This is a genomic window from Megasphaera cerevisiae DSM 20462 (assembly GCF_001045675.1).
GTDB classification, from domain to species: Bacteria; Bacillota; Negativicutes; order Veillonellales; family Megasphaeraceae; genus Megasphaera; species Megasphaera cerevisiae.
The window spans coordinates 1-20,864 of the sequence record NZ_LEKT01000018.1 but is presented as its reverse complement, the minus strand read 5'-3'; the positions used below and the strand labels follow the sequence as shown (position 1 = coordinate 20,864).

At 41.1% G+C, this 20,864-nt stretch carries 19 protein-coding genes, 1 tRNA gene and 1 pseudogene; 15 read left to right on the top strand and 6 right to left on the bottom strand.

Annotated features, from left to right (window positions below; translation table 11 throughout):
- Nucleotides 1–62 precede the first annotated feature (62 nt).
- The 14 genes from AB840_RS06890 to AB840_RS06825 all read left to right on the top strand — a co-directional run bounded on the left by AB840_RS06890 (nucleotide 63) and on the right by AB840_RS06825 (nucleotide 14,138).
- Nucleotides 63–386 carry a P-II family nitrogen regulator gene (locus AB840_RS06890; protein ID WP_048514103.1) on the top strand — a complete coding sequence of 108 codons (324 nt, stop codon included), beginning with the start codon at nucleotides 63–65 and terminating at the stop codon, nucleotides 384–386.
- A gap of 12 nt (nucleotides 387–398) precedes the next feature.
- A complete protein-coding gene (locus tag AB840_RS06885) occupies nucleotides 399–794 on the top strand; it encodes a P-II family nitrogen regulator (protein WP_048514102.1) in 396 nt (131 codons plus the stop codon).
- Between the two features lie 78 nt (nucleotides 795–872).
- A complete protein-coding gene (locus AB840_RS06880; protein ID WP_048514101.1) occupies nucleotides 873–2,489 on the top strand; it encodes a nitrogenase component I subunit alpha in 1,617 nt (538 codons plus the stop codon).
- Nucleotides 2,482–3,846, top strand: a complete 1,365-nt coding sequence (locus AB840_RS06875) for a nitrogenase component 1 (protein WP_048514100.1) — start codon at nucleotides 2,482–2,484, stop codon at nucleotides 3,844–3,846. Before AB840_RS06880 ends, AB840_RS06875 begins: the two co-directional genes overlap by 8 nt.
- A 128-nt stretch (nucleotides 3,847–3,974) precedes the next feature.
- Nucleotides 3,975–5,321, top strand: a complete 1,347-nt coding sequence (gene nifE, locus AB840_RS06870; protein ID WP_048514099.1) for a nitrogenase iron-molybdenum cofactor biosynthesis protein NifE — start codon at nucleotides 3,975–3,977, stop codon at nucleotides 5,319–5,321.
- 31 nt (nucleotides 5,322–5,352) lie between these two features.
- Nucleotides 5,353–8,043 (top strand): nitrogenase cofactor biosynthesis protein NifB, encoded by a 2,691-nt coding sequence (gene nifB / locus AB840_RS06865; RefSeq protein ID WP_048514098.1) that lies wholly within the window; start codon nucleotides 5,353–5,355, stop codon nucleotides 8,041–8,043.
- 22 nt (nucleotides 8,044–8,065) lie between these two features.
- Entirely contained in the window at nucleotides 8,066–8,899 is an 834-nt protein-coding gene (locus tag AB840_RS06860) for a homocitrate synthase/isopropylmalate synthase family protein (RefSeq protein WP_048514097.1), read from the top strand.
- Complete coding sequence (locus AB840_RS06855; RefSeq protein ID WP_048514096.1) at nucleotides 8,877–9,677, top strand: beta/alpha barrel domain-containing protein; 801 nt, start codon at nucleotides 8,877–8,879, stop codon at nucleotides 9,675–9,677. Before AB840_RS06860 ends, AB840_RS06855 begins: the two co-directional genes overlap by 23 nt.
- Nucleotides 9,678–9,708: 31 nt before the next feature.
- Nucleotides 9,709–10,518: a molybdate ABC transporter substrate-binding protein gene (modA, locus tag AB840_RS06850; RefSeq protein WP_053078145.1), complete on the top strand. Its 810-nt coding sequence runs from the start codon at nucleotides 9,709–9,711 to the stop codon at nucleotides 10,516–10,518.
- 2 nt (nucleotides 10,519–10,520) lie between these two features.
- A complete protein-coding gene (modB, locus tag AB840_RS06845) occupies nucleotides 10,521–11,177 on the top strand; it encodes a molybdate ABC transporter permease subunit (RefSeq protein WP_200809951.1) in 657 nt (218 codons plus the stop codon).
- 22 nt (nucleotides 11,178–11,199) lie between these two features.
- The gene (locus AB840_RS06840) at nucleotides 11,200–12,246 is read left to right on the top strand and encodes a sulfate/molybdate ABC transporter ATP-binding protein (RefSeq protein ID WP_048514094.1); all 1,047 of its coding nucleotides are present in this window, start codon (nucleotides 11,200–11,202) and stop codon (nucleotides 12,244–12,246) included.
- A gap of 33 nt (nucleotides 12,247–12,279) precedes the next feature.
- Nucleotides 12,280–12,960, top strand: a complete 681-nt coding sequence (locus AB840_RS06835; protein WP_048514093.1) for a Fe-only nitrogenase accessory AnfO family protein — start codon at nucleotides 12,280–12,282, stop codon at nucleotides 12,958–12,960.
- A 211-nt stretch (nucleotides 12,961–13,171) separates the two neighbouring features.
- Nucleotides 13,172–13,828 (top strand): hypothetical protein, encoded by a 657-nt coding sequence (locus tag AB840_RS06830; RefSeq protein WP_143742726.1) that lies wholly within the window; start codon nucleotides 13,172–13,174, stop codon nucleotides 13,826–13,828.
- Nucleotides 13,829–13,925: 97 nt separating this feature from the next.
- Nucleotides 13,926–14,138 carry a TOBE domain-containing protein gene (locus AB840_RS06825; RefSeq protein WP_048514091.1) on the top strand — a complete coding sequence of 71 codons (213 nt, stop codon included), beginning with the start codon at nucleotides 13,926–13,928 and terminating at the stop codon, nucleotides 14,136–14,138.
- 164 nt (nucleotides 14,139–14,302) lie between these two features.
- On the opposite strand, the gene potE is transcribed toward AB840_RS06825, so the two are convergent.
- The 5 genes from potE to AB840_RS17085 form a co-directional block, all read right to left on the bottom strand.
- Nucleotides 14,303–15,637, bottom strand: coding sequence for a putrescine-ornithine antiporter (gene potE, locus AB840_RS06820; protein ID WP_048514090.1), 1,335 nt, complete (start codon nucleotides 15,635–15,637; stop codon nucleotides 14,303–14,305).
- A 256-nt stretch (nucleotides 15,638–15,893) separates the two neighbouring features.
- Nucleotides 15,894–17,075, bottom strand: a complete 1,182-nt coding sequence (locus AB840_RS06815) for an acetyl-CoA C-acetyltransferase (protein WP_048514089.1) — start codon at nucleotides 17,073–17,075, stop codon at nucleotides 15,894–15,896.
- A gap of 330 nt (nucleotides 17,076–17,405) precedes the next feature.
- Entirely contained in the window at nucleotides 17,406–18,590 is a 1,185-nt protein-coding gene (locus AB840_RS06810; protein WP_048514088.1) for an acetyl-CoA C-acetyltransferase, read from the bottom strand.
- Nucleotides 18,591–19,308: 718 nt separating this feature from the next.
- Nucleotides 19,309–19,385, bottom strand: a tRNA-Val gene (locus tag AB840_RS06805).
- A gap of 137 nt (nucleotides 19,386–19,522) precedes the next feature.
- The gene (locus AB840_RS17085; protein WP_159445806.1) at nucleotides 19,523–19,684 is read right to left on the bottom strand and encodes a hypothetical protein; all 162 of its coding nucleotides are present in this window, start codon (nucleotides 19,682–19,684) and stop codon (nucleotides 19,523–19,525) included.
- 328 nt (nucleotides 19,685–20,012) lie between these two features.
- On the opposite strand from AB840_RS17085, the gene AB840_RS06800 reads away from it, so the two are divergent.
- A complete protein-coding gene (locus AB840_RS06800) occupies nucleotides 20,013–20,282 on the top strand; it encodes a heavy-metal-associated domain-containing protein (protein ID WP_048514087.1) in 270 nt (89 codons plus the stop codon).
- 349 nt (nucleotides 20,283–20,631) lie between these two features.
- Here the strand turns inward: AB840_RS06800 and AB840_RS17790 are convergent.
- Nucleotides 20,632–20,864 (bottom strand): annotated as a pseudogene (locus AB840_RS17790) (IS1634 family transposase); the annotation flags it as partial.

Genomic DNA, 20,864 nt, shown 5'->3' with positions numbered 1-20,864 from the left:
AAAAGTTAATTTGCGGACTTTGAAAATTTCATACCATTTTACAACAAAGGAGTGTCATTCCTATGATCATGATACGAGCTATTGTCAGACCCGAAAAAATAAATGCAGTATTGGCTGAATTGGCAGATGCAGGATATCGGGGCGCAACGACAGAAGAAGTATACGGCCGTGGCCGTCAAAAGGGAATTTCTGTAGGAGCTATCCATTACGACGAATTGCCTAAGAGTTTGATTCTTATTGTTGCGGAAAATAAAGATAAGGATGATATTGTTCGCATTATTCTGAAGACGGCGAGAACTGGTGATGGTAATTATGGTGATGGACGCATTTTTGTTTCGCCAGTAGATGATGCCTATACGATCAGCTCTGGTAAAAGGGGCTTTTAAGGAGGAAATGCTATGAAAGAAATCCTGGCCTTTATACGAATGAACAAAATAGGAATTACAAAAAAAATGCTGGCTGACAGTGGTTTTCCTGGCATGACCGTCGTTTCCTCTCGCGGACGCGGAAAACATGCCGTTAAGGAAGAAGCTATTAAAATCCTCATGGAAACAGAAGGTGAACTGCCGGCAAATGAAATAGGTGCACACTTATCGGAAGCTTTCCGTTTAACATCACGACGCACAATTTGGATCATAGTTGATGATGAACAAGCTGCTGAATGTGTGGATATTATCATTAAGGCCAACCAGACCGGGAATCCCGGTGACGGACGTATTTTTGTAACGACTATTACAGATAGCTGGAATGTTCGTACGGGAGAACAGCTGTGCTGTGAAGCAATAAGTGAATGATATATATGCATTTTACGACAGGTTGTTCCAGTCTGAGCGAATCGTGCTGTACATAATGAGGGAAAGGAATGCTGATCTATGGAAACGAAAAGAGAAAAAATATTAGATACTTATTCGGGGCTTACGTTTAAGAACCGCAAGGATCATGTCGTGGAACTGGAAACGGACCATACACCCCAGGAAATTACAGCTAATAAACGTTCTGTTCCCGGATTAATGATCAACCGCGGCTGCTGCTATGCTGGCTGTAAAGGTGTTGTATTGGGACCTATACAGGATGCGGTTACTCTGGAACATGGACCTATTGGCTGCGGCTATTACACGTGGATGACACGACGCAATAAAGCGCGTGGAATTAATGGAAAAAGCTTGATTCAATATAGCTTTTCTACAGATTTACAGGAAACGGATATTGTATTCGGTGGTGTCAAAAAGCTAAAGCAAGCCGTCAAGGAAGCCGTAGAAATTTTTCATCCTAAAGCTGTATTTATCTGTGCTACCTGCCCGGTAGGATTGATTGGTGATGATATTAACAGTGTGGCAAAATGGGCCAAAGAAGAGTTTGGTGTTCAGTGCATATCTTTCAGTTGTGAAGGGTATAAAGGTGTCAGTCAGTCAGCAGGACACCATATCGCCAATAACGGTTTGATGAAGGATGTCATTGGTACGGGTACGAATAAACCGACAACACCCTTTTCTATCAATTTGTTGGGGGAATACAACATCGGCGGCGATGCTTTTGAAACGGAACGGATATTGACTAAAATAGGGTATCAGGTTGTTTCTAAATTTACAGGTGACGGCGTATACGATGAAATTGCCAGCGCCCACTTGGCAAATTTGAATTTGGTACAATGCCATCGTTCTATCAATTATATTGCAGAAATGATGAAGGTTAAGTACGGCATTGACTGGCTTAAGGTTAATTTTATAGGCATTAAGGAAACAATCCGTACGCTTCGGGAAATGGCTGCTTATTTTGATGATGAAGGATTGAAAAAAAGGACAGAAGAAGTCATTACAGAAGAATTGACACAAATTCAGGGCGATTGGGATTATTACAAGAAAAAATTAAGCGGCAAAAAGGCGGGTATCTTTGTAGGCGGGTCTCGCAGTCACCATTACATGGATTTATTAGCTGATTTTGGTGTGGAAACCGTCGTGACTGGGTATGAATTTGCTCATCGTGATGATTATGAAGGCCGTGAAGTTATTCCTGATATAAAATTGGATGCCGATACAAAAAATATTGAACAATTATCACCGGAAAAGGATGAAAGCATGTATCGTCGCTATATCGATGATGATACTTATAATGAATTAAAGGGAAAAATCGAACTGGATTATTATAAAGGAATGATGAAAGATATGAAGAAAGGTTCTCTCATCATTGATGACTATAATGAAGCAGAAACAGAAGATGCTCTTTCATTGTATAAGCCAGATATTTTCTATTCTGGCATTAAGGACAACTTTATGATTTTAAAGTCAGGAACTCCCGCTAAGCAGATGCATTCGTATGATTATGACGGGCCGTATACCTGCTTCAAAGGTGCTATTAATTTTGCTCATGATACATTTGATGAAGTCAATGCACCGGCGTGGAAATTATTAACCCCGCCATGGAATACGGAGCCAACTCTGGAAGGATCGCTGGGGAATAGTGCCATAGAAAGAGGTGAGCAGCATGCTTGATGCTACACCGAAGAAAATTGTTGACAGAACGGCGCTTCGCGTCAATCCTTGTAAAACCTGTCAGCCTGTAGGCGCAATGTATTGCGCGCTGGGCGTGCATCAGTGCATGCCTCATAGCCACGGTTCCCAAGGGTGCTGCTCGTATCACCGCACCGTATTGTCACGTCATTTTAAAGAACCGGCTATTGCCACAACTAGTTCCTTTACAGAAGGGGCTTGTGTATTTGGCGGCGGCAGCAATTTGAAAAAGGCTGTGAAGAATATTTTTGAAACATACGATCCATACATTATTGCCGTGCATACGACGTGCTTAAGCGAAACCATTGGTGATGATTTAAAGTCGTATATTGATGAAATAGATATACCGGCTGGAAAACTAGTTATTCATACTAATACGCCGAGCTATATTGGGTCGCACATTACGGGCTTCGGTAATATGATGTGCGGATTTATTAACTATTTGTCAAAAAAAAGTAATACAGTCAGTGATAAAATAGGTATCTTTCCGGGATTTGTCAATCCGGGAGACATGAGAGAGTTAAAACGATTGGCTACATCGATGGAAGCGAAGTATATTATGTTTCCTGATACGAGCGATGTTATGGATGCTCCGAATAAGGGGACATATCAGATGTACCCTAAAGGTGGCACGACTGTCGCAGAAATCAAAGAATTGGGATCCGTGCGTAAGGTGTTGGGCCTAGGAACCATTGTTTCTAAGCCGGCAGCAGAAAAGCTAAAGGTTAAATGCGGTGTAGATTTTGATTTAGTTCCCTATCCTATTGGTATTCGCGCTACAGATACCTATTTGATGAAGCTGTCCCATTTATATAAGACGGAAATTCCTGCTGCTATTGCAGATGAACGAGGCCGTGTCCTTGACGGTATGATTGATGCACAGCAATATTTTGCCGGTAAGAAAGTAGCTGTATATGGTGATCCTGATACAGTATTGGGCATTGCGGCATTTTGCCTGGAACTTGGCATGATTCCCTATTACATGATTACAGGTACGCCTTCAGATGCTTTTGAAAAAGAAGGGGCTGCTTTATTTGAGGGATATGATGTTAAACCGGGCGTCATTAAGGCCAATGCCGATTTGTTCTATATGCAGCAGCTGATTAAAAATGACCCGGTGGAATTGCTTATTGGCAATACGCATGGAAAATTGATTGCAAAAGCAGAAGATATTCCTATCGTGCGGGCAGGTTTTCCCGTCATGGATCGATATTTTGGCGCAGAACAACCTATTGTAGGCTATCGCGGGGCTATGCGCCTGGCAGAAATGATTTTGAATGCGCTGCTGGATCGCAAGGATCGTGATGCAGATGATACGGACTTGGAATTGGTTTTGTAAGAGATAAAGAAATGGTAGATTGATGGAATTGACGGCAGTATGAATATCACGTTATAGACAATGGGGTCTCATAACTAAGGTATTCATACTGTTGTTCTTTTATCGAAAACAAAAGGGAGGTCTGTTATATGGATTCAGGTGTACTGCAAGAACGAGCCGATTCAATTATCATCAAACGGTCAGGCGATCATGGGTGCCGTCAAATGGATTGTGAAAAAGCCAGTGTTGCCGGTTCTGTCAGTCAACGTGCTTGCGTATATTGCGGGGCTCGTGTTGTTTTAAATCCCATTACGGATGCATACCATATTATTCATGGACCTATTGGCTGTGCCAGTTATACTTGGGATATCCGCGGCAGTTTGACTAGTGATAGTGATTTGTTTCGCCAAAGCTATTCTACGGATTTACGAGAAAAAGATATTATCTTTGGCGGGGCTGAAAAATTAAAAAGAGCAATTGATGAAATTGCGATAACAAAGCAGGCAAAACTGATTTTTGTATACGCAACCTGTATTGTTGGTGTAATTGGTGATGATATCGAGGCAGTTTGTCGTGAAGCAGAGGAAAAACACGGGATACGCGTCATTCCTGTGAAGGCGCCGGGATTTTCCGGCACCAAATCACAGGGATATAAGCTGGCATGTGATGCTATTATGAATTTGATTGGTAATTCACCATATAAAGATATAAAAAAGCAGGGGGTCAATATTTTAGGAGATTTTAACTTAGCCGGCGAAATTTGGCTTATTAAAAAATATTTAAAGAAAATCGGTATACCTGTAGTATCGACAATCACAGGCGACTCCTCGTATGCGTCATTGATGAAAGCGCCGTCAGCGGCTTTAAATGTTGTGCAGTGTGCAGGATCTAGCGTGTACCTGGCTAAACAAATGGAGGAAACCTTTGGGATTCCTTATTTCCGTGTCAGCTTTTTTGGTGTGGAAGATACATCCCAATCGATTATGCATGTCGCAGAGGCAATTGGCAGTGAGGCGACGATTCAGCAGGCCCGGGTATTTACAGAATCAGAACGGGAAAAATCATTGTTGTTTTTGAAAAGATATTTACCCCACTTTGAAGGAAAAAAGGCGGCCATTTATGTGGGCGGTGGATTTAAAGCCATTTCACTAATTCGGCAGTTTCGGGAAATGGGTATTGATACCGTCGTAGTAGGCACGCAGACGGGAAAAAAAGAAGATTATGAAGTGATTGAAAATTTGGTAAAACCTAATACGGTTATTTTGGATGACACTAATCCGGCAGAGTTGGAAATGTTTATGCGTAAAATGCATGCGGATATTTTAGTAGGTGGTGTTAAGGAACGGCCACTGGCGTATAAATTGGGAATTGCCTTTTGTGATCATAACCACGAACGCAAGCATGCTTTGGGAGGCTATGAAGGAGTTGTTAATTTCACCAGAGAGGTTAATTTAAGTTTAAATAGCCCGGTTTGGAATTGTTTAGCAGGGCGCTGAACAAAAAATATAAGGGAAGGGATTGCTGATCATGGGAATGAATGTTACCGAACTGAATGTGAATCCATGCAAATGCTGCACGCCGTTAGGCGCGGTAACCGCGTTGTATGGTATAAAAAAATGCATGTCTATTCTACATGGGTCCCAAGGCTGCAGTACATATATACGGCGGCATATGGCTACGCATTATAATGAACCAATTGATATTGCGTCTTCTTCAATGACAGAGCAAGGAACTGTTTTTGGAGGGGAACAAAATTTGATAAAAGGCTTGGAAAATTTGATTCAGCAATACCATCCGGAGGTTATCGGTGTGGCAACTACTTGCTTGGCCGAAACCATTGGAGAAGATATATCCGGCATTATTGATCATTTTTACCAAAGTCATGAAATGTGCCGAAATGTCAAAATTATACCCATCTCATCCCCCAGTTATGCTGGTACGCAATTTGAAGGATTTTTTAGGGCTTTGTATGGAATTGTGACGCATGTGGAAATGGATACGGCACCTAATGGGAAAATTAATATTATTACAGGTCCTATTACGCCAGCAGACACACGATGGCTGAAGATCTTGTTGGATGCGATGAAAATCCAATATATTTTGCTTCCGGATGTGTCGGAAAATCTGGATGGTGGTCACGGAATTCAGTATGACCGGCTGCCGCAAGGAGGCACCTCTGTTGACGATATAGCCCATATGGGAGGTGCCAGATATACTATCGAACTGGGGACTTTTGTCGGCGAGGAGTGGTCGCCGGCAGTGTATTTGCAACAGCAGTTTGGAATTCCTTACAGCCGTCTTGACGTACCCTGCGGACTGCAGGCCGTGGATTCGCTGCTGAACAAGCTGCGGGAGTTGGGAGGAACTATTCCCACCAGCATCCAAAAGGAGCGGGAACGTTTTTTGGATGCGATGATTGATTCTCATAAATATTCCGCTCTGGGACGGGCGGCCATATTTGGAGAACCCGATTTTGTTAAGGGAGTAGTGAATTTATGCTGTGAGAACGGTATTATCCCGACTGCTGTGATTACGGGATCTGTATGTAAGGGATTTGAAGAGCAGCTTCGTCCGTTAGCAGAAAAGGCCGCTGGCGTCCAATTTGTAGAGAACATACAAATAAAATCAGATATGGATTTTGCCGGATTGGAAGAATGCATGGTAAAGACACATGCTAATATCATGATAGGGAATTCGGATGGCCGCCGGGTTTCCCGAAAGTTGACGGTACCTCTCATCCGATTTGGCTTCCCTATTCATGATATTGTTGGAGGACAGCGGCTGCGCATGCTGGGATATGAAGGGTCTCTGGTATTGCTGGATCGGATCGTTAATACGCTGCTGCTGCAGCGGAATAAATCATTCCGGCAGGATATGTATGATGCCTACTATTTGCCGCTGGTACAGAATGAACCTGCGGTGGAGTCTGCGGCTGCCGGCAAAGGGATGAAAGTGGCTGTATCATATGCTGAAAAAGATATTAAAAAACGGACTCAGGAGCACCCCTGTTTTACGTGTGGCAGCGGTAAGCAGAAATATGCGCGCATGCATTTGCCTGTTGCACCAAAATGTAATATTCAATGCAACTACTGTCTGCGTAATTATGACTGTCCCAATGAAAGCCGCCCCGGCGTAACAACAGAAATATTGACACCGGAAGAATGTTTAAATAAGTTTAAGCAAGTAAAAAAGATGATGCCCAATCTTACGGTAGTGGGCATCGCCGGTCCGGGAGATGCCTTGGCAAATTTTGAAGAAGTATCGAAAGCAGTAATGCTGATTCGCCAGGAGGATCCTACTATTACCTTTTGTTTATCTACTAATGGCCTTATGCTTCCTGTTTATGCGCAGCGTCTTATTGATTTGGGGGTTACTCATGTGACTTTGACGATCAATGCAGTTGATCCTAAAATCGGTGCGCAGATATATGATCATGTTACCTATATGGGTGTGACCTATACCGGAGAAAGTGCTGCCGGAATTTTATTGGGAAACCAGTTAAGCGGGCTGACCTACTTAGCGGAACATCATATTGTTTGTAAAGTGAATATTGTCATGCTGAAGGGAATTAATGAGCACCATATTGAAACTGTTGTAAAGAAAGTGAAAGAACTGGGTGCCCAAATCACTAATATTATGCAGCTGATCCCCGTCAAGGGAAGTGCCTTTGAACAACTTCCGCTGGTAAGTAACTTTGAAATAATGGAAATGCGTAAAACATGCGGTGTGTACCTGGAACAAATGATGCATTGCCGGCAATGCCGGGCAGATGCTATTGGTACGTTGGATAATGATGTTTCAATCTTGTATCGTAAGGAAGTGCTGGCAGCGCAGCAGAAAGCTTCAGAAGCAGGAGAAGTCCAAAAACATAAGAACACCTGCTTGAAAAAAAGACTTGCTGTGGCAACTAAGAATGGTATGTGGATCGATCAGCATTTTGGGCAGGCTAAGGAGTTTTACATTTATGAGAGTGACGGGACAGAAATACGATTTGTTGAACGGCGCAATGTTAATAAATATTGTTATGGAAAAGAAAATTGTGGAGAGAAAACCGATCGTATGACCCGCATCATTGATACAATTCATGACTGTGACGCAGTTTTATCGCTGCGGATTGGCAATGCGCCCCTGACAGAATTGCAAAGCAAAGGAATTATGGCTATTGCGACGTATGATGATATTGAGCATGCCGTAAAGAAAGCGGCGGCCGGTTTGTAATTAACGGAAAAGAGTGATGAAGATGGCTTTCAGCATTGTGGATACTACGCTTACCTGCTTGCCTCTTTTCGGTACTGAAAAGGAGATCAGTTCTTTTGTGCATTTACTGGTACGGCTTCCTTTGCTATCTGTGGAAATGGAGCCAGCACTGTATGAACAAATGCTTCAGCAGCCATATTTTAAAGGAAGAGAAAAGTTATGCCCCTGCGGGAAAAACAGAAAGCGACTGCGTGAAATAGTTTCATTCAGCGGAACAGAACTGTTTCATGAATTAGAAAAAAAAGCGGCAGAGTATGAAGAATTAGAGCCTCTGGATAGTCTTCATATGGCGACAGCCGCTGCGGTAGAATGGTTTTATGCCGGCGGCACCCATGTAGTAACTGCGTTTGCTGGTGCCGGTGGACATGCCTGTACGGAAGAAGTCATTATGGCATTGGGGATTGCGGCAGAATTGCCGCAATTTCAAGGGCCGCTGCCTTTTTTGCAGGATTTGGCAAAGCAGTATGAGCGGTTGAGCCATCAGGCTCTCAGCCCGGTCAAGCCCGTATTAGGAAAGAAGATATTTACTGTTGAATCCGGCATTCACGTGGATGGAATTCTGAAGGAAGCTCAGCTATATGAACTATATCCTCCTGACAGAGTAGGGTTGGAACGGCATATCGTTATTGGAAAATTTTCAGGCCGGCGCAGCATCATGCTCAAATTAGGTGAATTAGGTATCCCGATATCCCAAACGGCGGCTATACTTCCTATGGCACAGCAATATAGCATACAACTGGGGCATAGCCTGACGGATCAGGATTTTGCAACTTTAGTAGAAAGGATCAAGACACATGAAGAAATGCTGCATTGTTGATACGACACTGCGAGACGGTGAACAGAGACCGGGCTCAGAATGGGATTATAAACAAAAGATCCGGGCTGCCTGTGTGTTGGATCAATGCGGGATACCCATTATTGAAGGAGGGATTCCGGCTATCGGAAAAACAGAGCAGCAAGCAGTATATGCTATGAAAAACCAGTGCCGGAAAGCTTTGATTGGAACATGGAATCGCATTCAGAAACAAGATATCAATGCATCGCTGGCTTGTGAGCCGGATATTATTCACCTGAGCGTTCCTGTTTCTATACGTCAGATATATCAGAAGCTGGGAAAGAATGAGGATTGGACGGAAAAACAGGCGGTGTGGTGTGCGGAGTATGTTCAGGCACGCGGATATACTATGACTATCGGATTTGAAGATGCATCTTCAGCTGATATGGATTTCATGGTACGTTTAGCTAAGCGACTGGCCAGGTATTCTGTTTTGTTTTTCCGGTTTGCTGATACCCTGGGGAAACTGGTTCCTCACCAAACCTGTACCTATATCAAACAACTCCATGAACAGGCGGCAGTTCCTGTCGGGTTTCATGGTCATAACGATTTGGGGATGGTTATTGCTAATTCGTTATCTGCCATACAAGGAGGAGCTTCATTTATAGATACAACAATTTTGGGTATTGGTGAAAGAACCGGTAATTGTCCGCTGGGAAAATTTATGCAATCTGCAGGAGAAACATTCTCCTTCTCTCAGGCCATAGATAGTATAAAAGCTGAAAGAGAGTGTCGGGAAATTCTGCATATAGATTTATAAGCCAAGTAGTATATAGAGGAGCTGGTTGAGCATGCAACAAAAAGGATGGCTGATAGTTGCTGTAGGAATAATGATAGGTATTTTTGTTTTGACTGGGTGCGGAATACAGCCAGCTGCCAACGCGGAAAAAGGAAATTCCGCTGCTGAGAAACAGGAGCTATATGTTTCCGCAGCGGCCAGCTTGACGGATGTCATGAAAGAATTGGCTGCAGATTACAAGAAGGAAAATCCAAACAGCCATATTATATTTAACTTTGGCAGCTCCGGTGCACTGCAGCAGGCTATTGAAAACGGAGGGACGGCAGATATATTTTTTTCTGCGGCAACTAAGCAAATGGATGCATTAGATAAAGCAGGCGAACTGGCTCCAGATACGCGCAGAGATTTACTGGTGAATGAAGTCGTGCTCATTGTTCCCAAGGGCAATGCAAAACAAGTCCAGTCTTTTGAGGATTTGAATACGGGCAAGGTGCAGAAAATAGCGTTAGGAGAACCGAAGGGAGTGCCTGTAGGGCAGTATTCGGAGGAAATATTGAAAAATCTGAATTTGTTGGATAGTATTAAACCGAAAGTCGTATATGGAAGTGACGTTCGGCAGGTATTGTCTTGGGTAGAATCCGGAGATGCTGATTGTGGGATAGTCTATGCAACAGATGCTGCCATTTCCAGCGATGTAGACGTTGTGGCGAAAGCTCCGAATGGCAGTCATAAACCGGTTGTGTATCCGGCGGCGATTTTAAAAAGTGCAAAAAATACTGCGGAAGCAGAAAAATTTATGAAATTCATTATGAGTGATAGCAGTAAAAAAGTATTTGAGAAATATGGATTTGAAGTGAAATGATTATGGATACGATCTTACCCTTGTACATATCTTGTAAGACAGCTGTTTTGGCAACCGTGATTACTTTTTTTAGCGGTATAGGTCTGGCCTATGGAATAAGCCGTTTAAAAACAGGGCAGGACATTTGTGATGCAGTCATTATGCTCCCTATGGTGCTCCCGCCAACCGTTGTGGGGTTCTTTTTACTCTTGCTGCTTGGAAAGCGAAGCAGCATTGGCCAGTTTCTCCTGCGGTTTGATATATCTTTGGTATTTACCTGGTATGGCGCTGTTATAGCGGCTGTTATAGTTTCACTGCCGCTCATGTATCGTACAGCTAGGGGCGCTTTTGACCAAGTGGATATCAACATGATCTATGCAGCACGTACTTTGGGGTCTTCAGAGTGGAAAATTTTTTGGCATATTGTTTTTCCAAATTCCAGACAGGGGATTTTAGCAGGAACTATTTTGGCATTCACAAGGGCCTTAGGAGAATTTGGGGCTACTATTATGTTTGCTGGTAATATTCCCGGAATTACTCAAACCATGTCTACTGCTATTTATGCGGCTGTGCAGGCGAATGACTATGATCTGGCTTTTCGATGGGTACAGGTAATCGTGGCTTTTTCTTTTAGTACAATTATTGCGATGAATTACTGGCTTAAACGGCAAAAAAAGTAAAAGTTCAGAAGGGAGAGATATAATGCGGCTGGAGGTGTCTATCAAAAAAAAATTAGTCAATTTTGAATTGCAGTGTGAATTTACGACAGAAGATGAAATCTTTGCTTTGCTGGGGGCTTCCGGATGCGGAAAGAGTATGACTTTAAAATGTATTGCTGGTATTGAAACGCCGGATCGTGGATTTATACGATTAGGAAATACCGTTTTGTTTGACAGTGAAAAAAAAATAAATGTACGGCCTCAGGAACGGCATATTGGATATCTGTTTCAAAATTATGCTCTTTTTACCAATATGACGGTAGCTGAAAATATTGCGTTTACTGTCAAAGGAACTAAGGCTGAGAAAAAATGTCTTGCAGATAAGTATATCGAACGATTTTCTTTGAACGGATTGGAGAATTCTTATCCGGACAAGTTGTCGGGTGGACAGCAGCAACGCACTGCTTTTGCACGTATGTTGGCTTCTAATGCGCAGATACTGCTGCTGGACGAACCCTTTTCAGCACTTGATGAATACTTAAAATGGCAGATGGAGTTGGATCTGCGGAAAGAATTGGCTCAATATAACGGGTCGGCATTATTTGTTTCACACAATCGGGGAGAAGTATATCGATTGTGCAGCCGTATTGCCGTTATGAATCAAGGCCGTATCGAAGCCATTAAAATGAGAGATTCATTGTTTCGGTCTCCCGATACCCTGATGGCAACGATTCTGTCGGGCTGTAAAAATATATCGACAGCCCGGCGCGTGAGTGCGCATACTATATATGCTGAAGAATGGCAGATGGAATTACAAACAGAGGATATAGTACCGCCTGATTTGACATATGTGGGGATACGAGCTCATAATATTCATGCTGTTTTTTCGACAGAAGAAAATGCTTTTGAATTTACGGTGCATGAGGTCATAGAAGATATTTTTGCATTCAACGTCATTATCCGGCGCAGTCATTCTGATGGCAAGACCTTATATTGGATTGTTGAAAAAAAAACGTGGGAGAGATTGTGTATGCAAAAAAAAGTATATCTGACGTTGCCTAAAGAGTCACTGATCATGGTTAAACGATAAAATAATATAAATATATGGAAGGGAGGCGGAATAATGCCGGATTCCTTAAAGCAACAAATGATAATTGCTGTTGTCTGTAATGAATTAGGATCAGTATGTGTGTTTACAGAAGCAGCCTCGGTTGAAATTATGAAAAAAACGGAACAAACTTGGGAGGAATTGCATCATATTCCTTTTTCTCTGCAGCAAGATACTTCTATGCTGGATTTTCGGCACCACATTCAGATGTTAGCAGAGAGAATCAAGGAATATAGCAAAATTATAGTGGGACAGGATATCAGTGGGATTGCATATCATATACTAAATAAAAATAATTTGCTTATTTTCGAGGTGGATCATGTTGATGCTGCTGTGTTGGATGATGTTATGACGGACATTCAGGCATATGAAGAGGATACCTTCCGGGAGACGGAAGACCTGCCTCCGTATCCCGTATCTAAAGAAAATGATGGGATCTACATGCTGGATATGATACAAGTACAACTGCGTTATCCTGAATTATCTACGAAGAAGATACTTGTTCCATTTTTTCAGGAAACACCGTTTCTGCAGCTTCTTATGGTATGTTCTCATGTGCCGGCATGGCTGACAGAGTCGGTATATTATGGGCGGTATATCATACAAACAAAAAAACAGGGAGTTAATATTTTGGTCAGTATAGAGCCCAAAGGGTGTAATGTGAAGGGAGATGATACTAATGGATATTCATTGTAATTATGGGATACTGCATGATTGCAGCGGGGTTGAATACTTCTCTGATCATTCGGTTAAAGGCTGTATGGTAAATAAAAGAAGTGAACTCGTTATACAGGGAAAGACTGTTCCTCTGCAATATGATCATGAAGGCGTAAGACGCAAATATATCCCTTCTGTTTATTTCTATCCAGGGGGGCAGCTGTATCATATTGCATTGCAGGAACCTACCATGTTTTCCACACTGCTCCAAGATATACCTGCTGAATTTATTACATTTTATGAAAGTGGTGCGATTAAACGGATTTTTCCAAGGAATGGAAGGATTAGTGCTTATTGGTCAGAACAGGAAGAACTAAAATTATTGGAACCATTGCAATTTTCTTTTTATTTTGGGACTTTTACAGCTAAGATAATAGCTATTCATTTTTTTGAATCGGGAAGAGTTTATAGCATTACGCTGGCGCCGCAGGAACAGATCATGGTCTGGACTCCGGGTGGAACGATTCCCGTTCGTGTGGGGATCGCCTTGACAGAAGAAGGACTTTTGAAATCTGTGGAACCGGGTCCGAAAGCGATTGTTCGCACGCCTATCGGCAATGTCCTGGCATTTGATACGGAATGTACTGGAATACATGGGGATATCAATTCATTATGCTTTGAAGGAGATTGTGTAAAATCAGTAAAATCACTATCTGTTTTTACTGTACAAACAGCGCAAAAAAAGATATCTGTTGAACCCTATCAATATGTTAGTCCTCTTAATGACCGAATTGTGCTAAAAGCAAGTACAAACGTTTTTTTTGAAGATAATAAAGTTATTTTTAAAAGAAAAGATCGTGTATTATCTTTTTCTATAAAAAATAATAAGTTTGACGTTGCGGGATAACTATGATAGCATAAAAATATACAGATTATTTCTAAATGATATGTATAAGTTGAAGTACGGATTTATTATTAAGATATTTATGTGAGGAGGATATAAAATGAAGTTAAGTGCGAGAAATCAATTAAAAGGAACTATCGTAAATATTGATGATGGAGCTGTCAATGCTATTGTGAAAATTAAAATTTCATCGGGAGACATTGTTAGTGCTACTATTTCTAAGGATGCTGTCCGAGAATTAGGATTAACCGTGGGGGCGGAAGCCTATGCGATTATTAAAGCAACATCAGTGATGGTAGCTATTGACGACTAAGGCGAGTATTGTTTTAGCAATAGGATTGTAATTATAACTAAAAACAAATGCTGCCGGCGGAGGATAGATCCTCTTGCTGGCAGCATTTGTTTTTGTCAGTAAATACACGGTGATGATTTGTCCCTTATCAGGAGTGACATTACTGTATACATCATTTCATAATTTTATTTTGTCTGTTCTTGCAATGGCAGCGATTGTTTCATGATATTAAAACGAACCACGTAAACCAGCCAGCCAATAAACGCTGCCATACAGCCACTGATAAAGGTAAGCGCATCTGTAGTGGTTAATGCATAAACACAGTAAATAATGGATACGCCGGATAGGAAAATTGAAGTGTTTCGGTTACATATACTATTGGAAATATTTTCCTTCATCAAAATAGATTTCAGCGCAATCGCACAAAGAATGTAGGGAATGACGTTTGTGACGACAGCCAGGTTTGCCAGAAGTTCAAACTGAGCTGCCAAGGTAGGGCTGATAGTCATAAGGGCTAGCAGACTTTGCATGGAAAGAATGACAAACATGCCTTTAATAGGAACATCGGCATTTGTTACTTTGGCAAATATTTTTGGAAATAATCCGCGCTGTGCACTGGTTTTGAAAACACGTGCCAATGTAAACTGCCATGATAAAAGAGAACCGGCACAGGAGAAAACCATTAATCCCATAACTACTTTCCCCGCCGTAGACCCCAGCATATAAGAAAAAGCAAGTCCAAAAGGCGCACTGGAACTAAGAATGTCCGCATTAGGAACAATCCCTGCAATGACGTTTGTAGAAGCAACATAAATGACAGCAACGCCGAGAGTACTCAAAAAAGTTGCAATAGGGACGGAACGTTGCGGATTTTCTACAGCATCCATATTGACTGCGGCAGATTCTAAACCTAAAAATGACCAAAGAGTCAAGGCAATCGAATTACCGACGGCATCCCCAAAGGCAACGTGGTTTGGATTCCATGATGAAATCCAAGTAGCCGGATCAAACCAAAGCCAGCCAATGACAGAAATACCAAGTACAGGAATAATAGCACCCCAAATAGTAACCGTACTAAGCTTGCCTGAATAACGTGAACCGCTGAAATTTAAAGCAGCGGCAAGCCATAGTAATGCAATCGTATATAAACAAGTTTGAAGCGGTGTAAAAGACGTGCCGAGGAAACCGGCACCATATCCTACCGCAGAAATAGCAATAGCCACATTGGCAATAACAATAGAAACAGCGTAGGCGTAATTAGCCATAAAATGTCCTATTCGTCCAAACGCATATTCGGAATAGCCGCCCATTCCGCCGGGCTTTGTGGAAAACATGCCGCATCGGGCAAAGGTAACAGCGAGGGCTAGGGAGCCGAGAGACGTAATAATCCAGGAAATAATAGAAATAGTACCGACTTCGGCTAACTTGGTTGGCAGCATTATGATACCGGCACCAAGCATATTGGCAGCAGTGACAAAGGTCAACTGTACCAATGACATTTTACGACGAGTAGTTTTCATTATCAGTCCTTCTTTCAGTGTGAAATATATACTAAATATTTTTAAAGCACATTCATTCTATCATTTTTACTCTTAAAATCAAATACTTTAAAAAAAATTATTATGTTATTTTAGTACAGTGACAGCTTTCTGTATGCAATATTTATATCAAACATATAAAATATATTTGATACATCTGATACGCCAGGAAAAGAAGTCAATGAAAAAAGCATGGACAAAATGCCCATGCTTTTTTCATTGACTATTGAAATAAACTTTATTTTATACGTTCAACGATGCATGCCGTACCTTGGCCGCCACCAATGCAGAGCGTAGCTAAGCCATATTGACCATCTACTTCCTGCAGGCCATAGAGAAGCGTAACCAGAATACGAGCGCCGGATGCTCCGATGGGATGACCCAGAGCGATAGCACCGCCGTGGATATTTACTTTATTCATGTCGAGACCCAATTCACGGCAGCAATACACTGCTTGAGCGGCAAAAGCTTCATTTGCTTCAATCAAGTCGAGATCTGCGGCTGCAAGACCTGCTTTTGTCAAGGCTTTGCGGGAAGAAGGAACAGGTCCTGTGCCCATAATTGCCGGATCAACGCCTGCGGATGCATAGCTTACAATTTTAGCTAGCGGCTTGAGACCTAATTCCTTAGCCTTGTCGGCGGACATAACAATAAATGCTGCTGCGCCGTCGTTGATACCGGAAGCATTACCGGCTGTAACGGTGCCGCCCTTTTTGAAAGCGGGTTTTAATTTAGCAAGACTTTCGAGAGTGGTACCTTCGCGAGGGAATTCATCTGTATCAATAATCGTATCACCCTTTTTGCCATGAACGACAACCGGTACGATCTGCGATTTAAAAGCACCGCTTTTAATCGCTTCGCAGGCTTTTTGCTGTGAGCGAGCGCCTAATGCATCCTGATCTTCACGAGTAACACCAAATTTTTCAGCTACATTTTCAGCCGTAATGCCCATATGGTAATCGTTAAAAGCATCCCAGAGGCCGTCCTTGATCATTGTATCAACCAAAGCTCCGTTACCCATACGATATCCCCAGCGGGCTTTAGGAAGAGCATAAGGAGCTGCCGACATGTTTTCCATACCACCGGCGACAATGATGTCGGCATCACCGGCTTTAATCATCTGAGCAGCCAAGGATACGCAGCGAAGACCGGAACCGCAAACCTTATTAATGGTAAGCGCCGGTACTTCGACAGGAAGACCTGCTTTGATCATAGCCTGACGGGCAGGATTCTGACCGCTTGCAGCCTGAAGCACATTCCCCATAACTACTTCATCAACCATGTCTTTCTTTATGCCGGCACGTTTGATTGCTTCTTCAATAACAACAGCACCTAATTCTGCGGCTGGAACATCTTTCAGGCCGCCACCAAATTTACCAATAGCCGTACGGCAAGCACTTACAATTACAACTTCTTTCACGGAAATCACTCCTTCAAAAATATAAGTAGTATGCATACTATTGAACCAAGGCATACTGGAATAAATGTATCATTACTATGATGCAAATGACAAAACCATAATAATGATATACTTGTTACCATAATCGTACAAAGTTTTAAACTAAATTGCAAGAAAAAGTAATAAGTTATTACATATTTGATATATTCCAATTAAGCATTTTATTAATGATTAATTGGAATACGATGATAAACTCAATAAAATTATAAATGAAAGAGAATAATCGTAATAAAAGCATGGATGAAAATTATCCATGCTTTTGTTTATATTGCCTTTTTAAAGGACGTTACATTAAAGGCGCTCTACAACAAGCGCGGTACCTTGCCCGCCACCAATACAAAGAGATGCTAAACCGTATTTGCCATTAATTTCGGGTTCAGACATTGCATAGAGCAAGGTTACGAGAATACGGGCACCAGAGCAGCCAATGGGATGACCAAGAGCAATAGCGCCGCCATGGATATTGGTATGATCCATGTTGACACCAAGTTCACGGCAACAATATACAGACTGAGCGGCAAATGCTTCGTTCAATTCGATGAGATCCATTTGATCTACCGTCATATCGACTTTTTTCAAAACCTTGTGAACCGCGGGAATAGGACCGGTCCCCATAATAGCAGGTTCAACACCGGCGGAGGCCCAGCCGAGAATCTTTGCAATCGGTTTAATACCCAATTCCTTTGCTTTATCTGCAGACATTACGATAACCGCAGCAGCACCATCATTGATCCCAGAGGCGTTACCGGCAGTGACTGTGCCATTCTTTATAAAGGCAGGACGCAGCTTGGCAAGGTCTTCCATTGTTACATTTGGACGGATGAATTCATCCTTATCGCAGATAACATCGCCTTTTTTCTTGTGAATTATTACAGGAACAATTTGACTGTCAAATTTTCCTTCTACCTGCGCCTTATAAGCCAACTTTTGCGAACGGAGCGCTAATGCGTCCTGATCCTCACGGGTAACACCAAAACGGTCGGCAATATTTTCGGCCGTTACGCCCATATGATAGCTGTTTTCTGTACAAATCAAGCCATCACGGAGCATAAGATCCTCAAGAGCACCATTACCCATACGATAGCCACGACGGGCTTTTGCTAAGGCATAGGGTGCGTTGGACATGGATTCCATGCCGCCGGCAACGATAATATCAGCATCTCCGAGCTGAATCTGCTGCGCGGCTAGGGAAATGGCACGCATACCGGACCCACAAAGTTTATTAAGTGTAAATGCCGGAACTTCCTGGGGAATGCCTGCATGAAGTGATACTTGGCGAGCGGTGTTTTCACCGCATCCGGCCTGTAACACATGGCCCATAATTACTTCGTCGATTTGTTCTACAGGAATTCCTGCACGTTTGACAGCTTCTTTGACGGCTGCAATACCGAGATCTACGGCAGGTACGTCAGCAAACTGACCGTTGAAGCTACCGATAGCAGTACGGCATGCACTTACGATTACAGCATCTCTCATTTAAAAAACCACCCTTTCTAAATGTAAATGTGAAATAGTATGAAATAGTATATTTTCAGCAAGTAGAAAAGTATCTGCTGCCTACAATCTTAATAAGTATGAATTTTCTTGGGATAGCAATGTGAGTTCTAAATTTCACAATCTAACTAACCATATTGTACGTTTTTTCACAAATAAATGCAATAGGAAAATTGATGTTCCTTATATAAAATAGTCATCTTTAGAGAAAGTGAAGATAAAAAAGGAATATTGAGAAAAATATAAAAAATACGTTGGAAATAAAGAACTGTATTACTTAGACCATAAAAATAAATTATTATGTTAACCATATAAAATATAATAACTCCAAGATTATTTTATATGGTTAATTTGGAACATACCGTGACAAGAAAAGAAACGTAATATTGACAAGCTGCGGCTGTAAATGCAGTATTAGGAAGAAAAAAATATGATCAATAAAATATGAATAGTATAAGATTTGATCATTGATAAATGAAATAAACGTGAAAAATATAACAAAAATTAAAGAGAAAATATGTACTATTAAAAGCATATTAGTATATTTAAGATAACATCCTTAATTTATAAAATATCATTCAGTAACCGGTATCCGTAAAGTATTAGTGTAATTCTAACAAATTCATTGCATAAAAAAAACATCCCTATTTTGAAATAAAGAGATGTTAAAAATGAAAAAATACACTATTCATTTTAATATTGGTGGAATTAGAGGGATTCGAACCCCCGACCCCCACGATGTGAACGTGATGCTCTAACCAGCTGAGCTATAATTCCTCGTATTTCACTAGTATAGCAGGATAAAAATAAAATGCAAGAGGAAATATTAAATAAAATAACCACTGTGCAATTTGGGATAATATTTGCAACAGTGGTTATTTTATCTTTATAATTAATGGGGAGAGGTTGGTAGCTTATTTTAAAATCGAATGTGAGGAATTACTGTGCAGAGAGATACTATTCGCCTCTGAAGCAGCAACGCTTTTATTGTTTTTTAGAGATTTAAGGTATTTTTCTTTCATTTGCCATTCAGCATAGTTTTTTGCCATTATTTTTTCCATATTCCAAATATACATACTATATTCCCCCTTGGAAGCAATTGATGACTATGTACTGAAATAAAAAGACAAGGATAACTACAGTCTCTTACAGACGTCGTTGTCCTTGTTTATGTATAGTATAAATATAATAAAGACTTTTGTCAATAGACAATTGTGCTTTTAAAAAATACGATTACATAATAAAAAGGGATGCTTAAGTTTTGAAATATTTCAAATAAACAAAGATTAAAGCAGATCTATAAATAAATGCGTCGTGCTTGAATGATTAGGCTAAGAATGATATCATGATTATGAAAATTAAGTTCATTTATATTTTGTAATTGTCAATAAAAGGGAGATTAATATGGGCTTTTTTAATAAATTATTTCATCATGAAACAGAAAAAACAACGGAAAAATACATTTACATTACAGATATGGTGTGCCAAAATTGTGCTGAACATGTTACACAATCACTCAAAGCCATTCCGGGCGTGCATAAGGTAAATGTAAACCTTACGAAGGGCCAGGCAAAGGTGAAAATAGCGGACAGTGTTTGTGATGATACTTTGTTTAAGGCAGTTGTGAATGCGGGCTATACCGTCACGAAAATATCCTTGCAGCCAAAGGAATAAATGAAAATTGAAATATGGCAGCGTAATTGAAGGTGTTTTTTAGCTTTTGAGCTTGAAAAATATACTGATTAATTATAAATATTGATATTGCCTGCTGTGAAAGTAAAGATGATTTTATTTATAAAATAAGGACAGTAAGGAATGCCTTTTCGTACTTCCTTTTATAGCAATAAGGATTATCTTAAAGCCGTAAAAAATCTTGAGTAGCAGGTATTTATATTGCATGTCGGCTTCGGTCTGTGAGCTAACTAGGTATTGTAAAATTCACGTAAAAGGAAACTGGCTGTGTTGAGGTTCTTCTTTTTGCTTGTATAATATAAGCAAATGGATTAAATCCTGGATTCTCGATTTAACATGACGAGGTTGGCATCTTAACACCGAGTGCCTCATAAATTTTTTTCTGTTTATCTAAAAGCTCGCCAATACGCAACGAATGCCCTGCGTCTTCGAAACATTCAATCACATCCAGTTTGTCAAGCATCTGATGTAATGTATAACTTTTATATAAATTTGCCTGTTTCATTTTCTGATCCAGATACGATATAAGAATCAACGCAACAAATGTAACAAAAATTTTGCCAT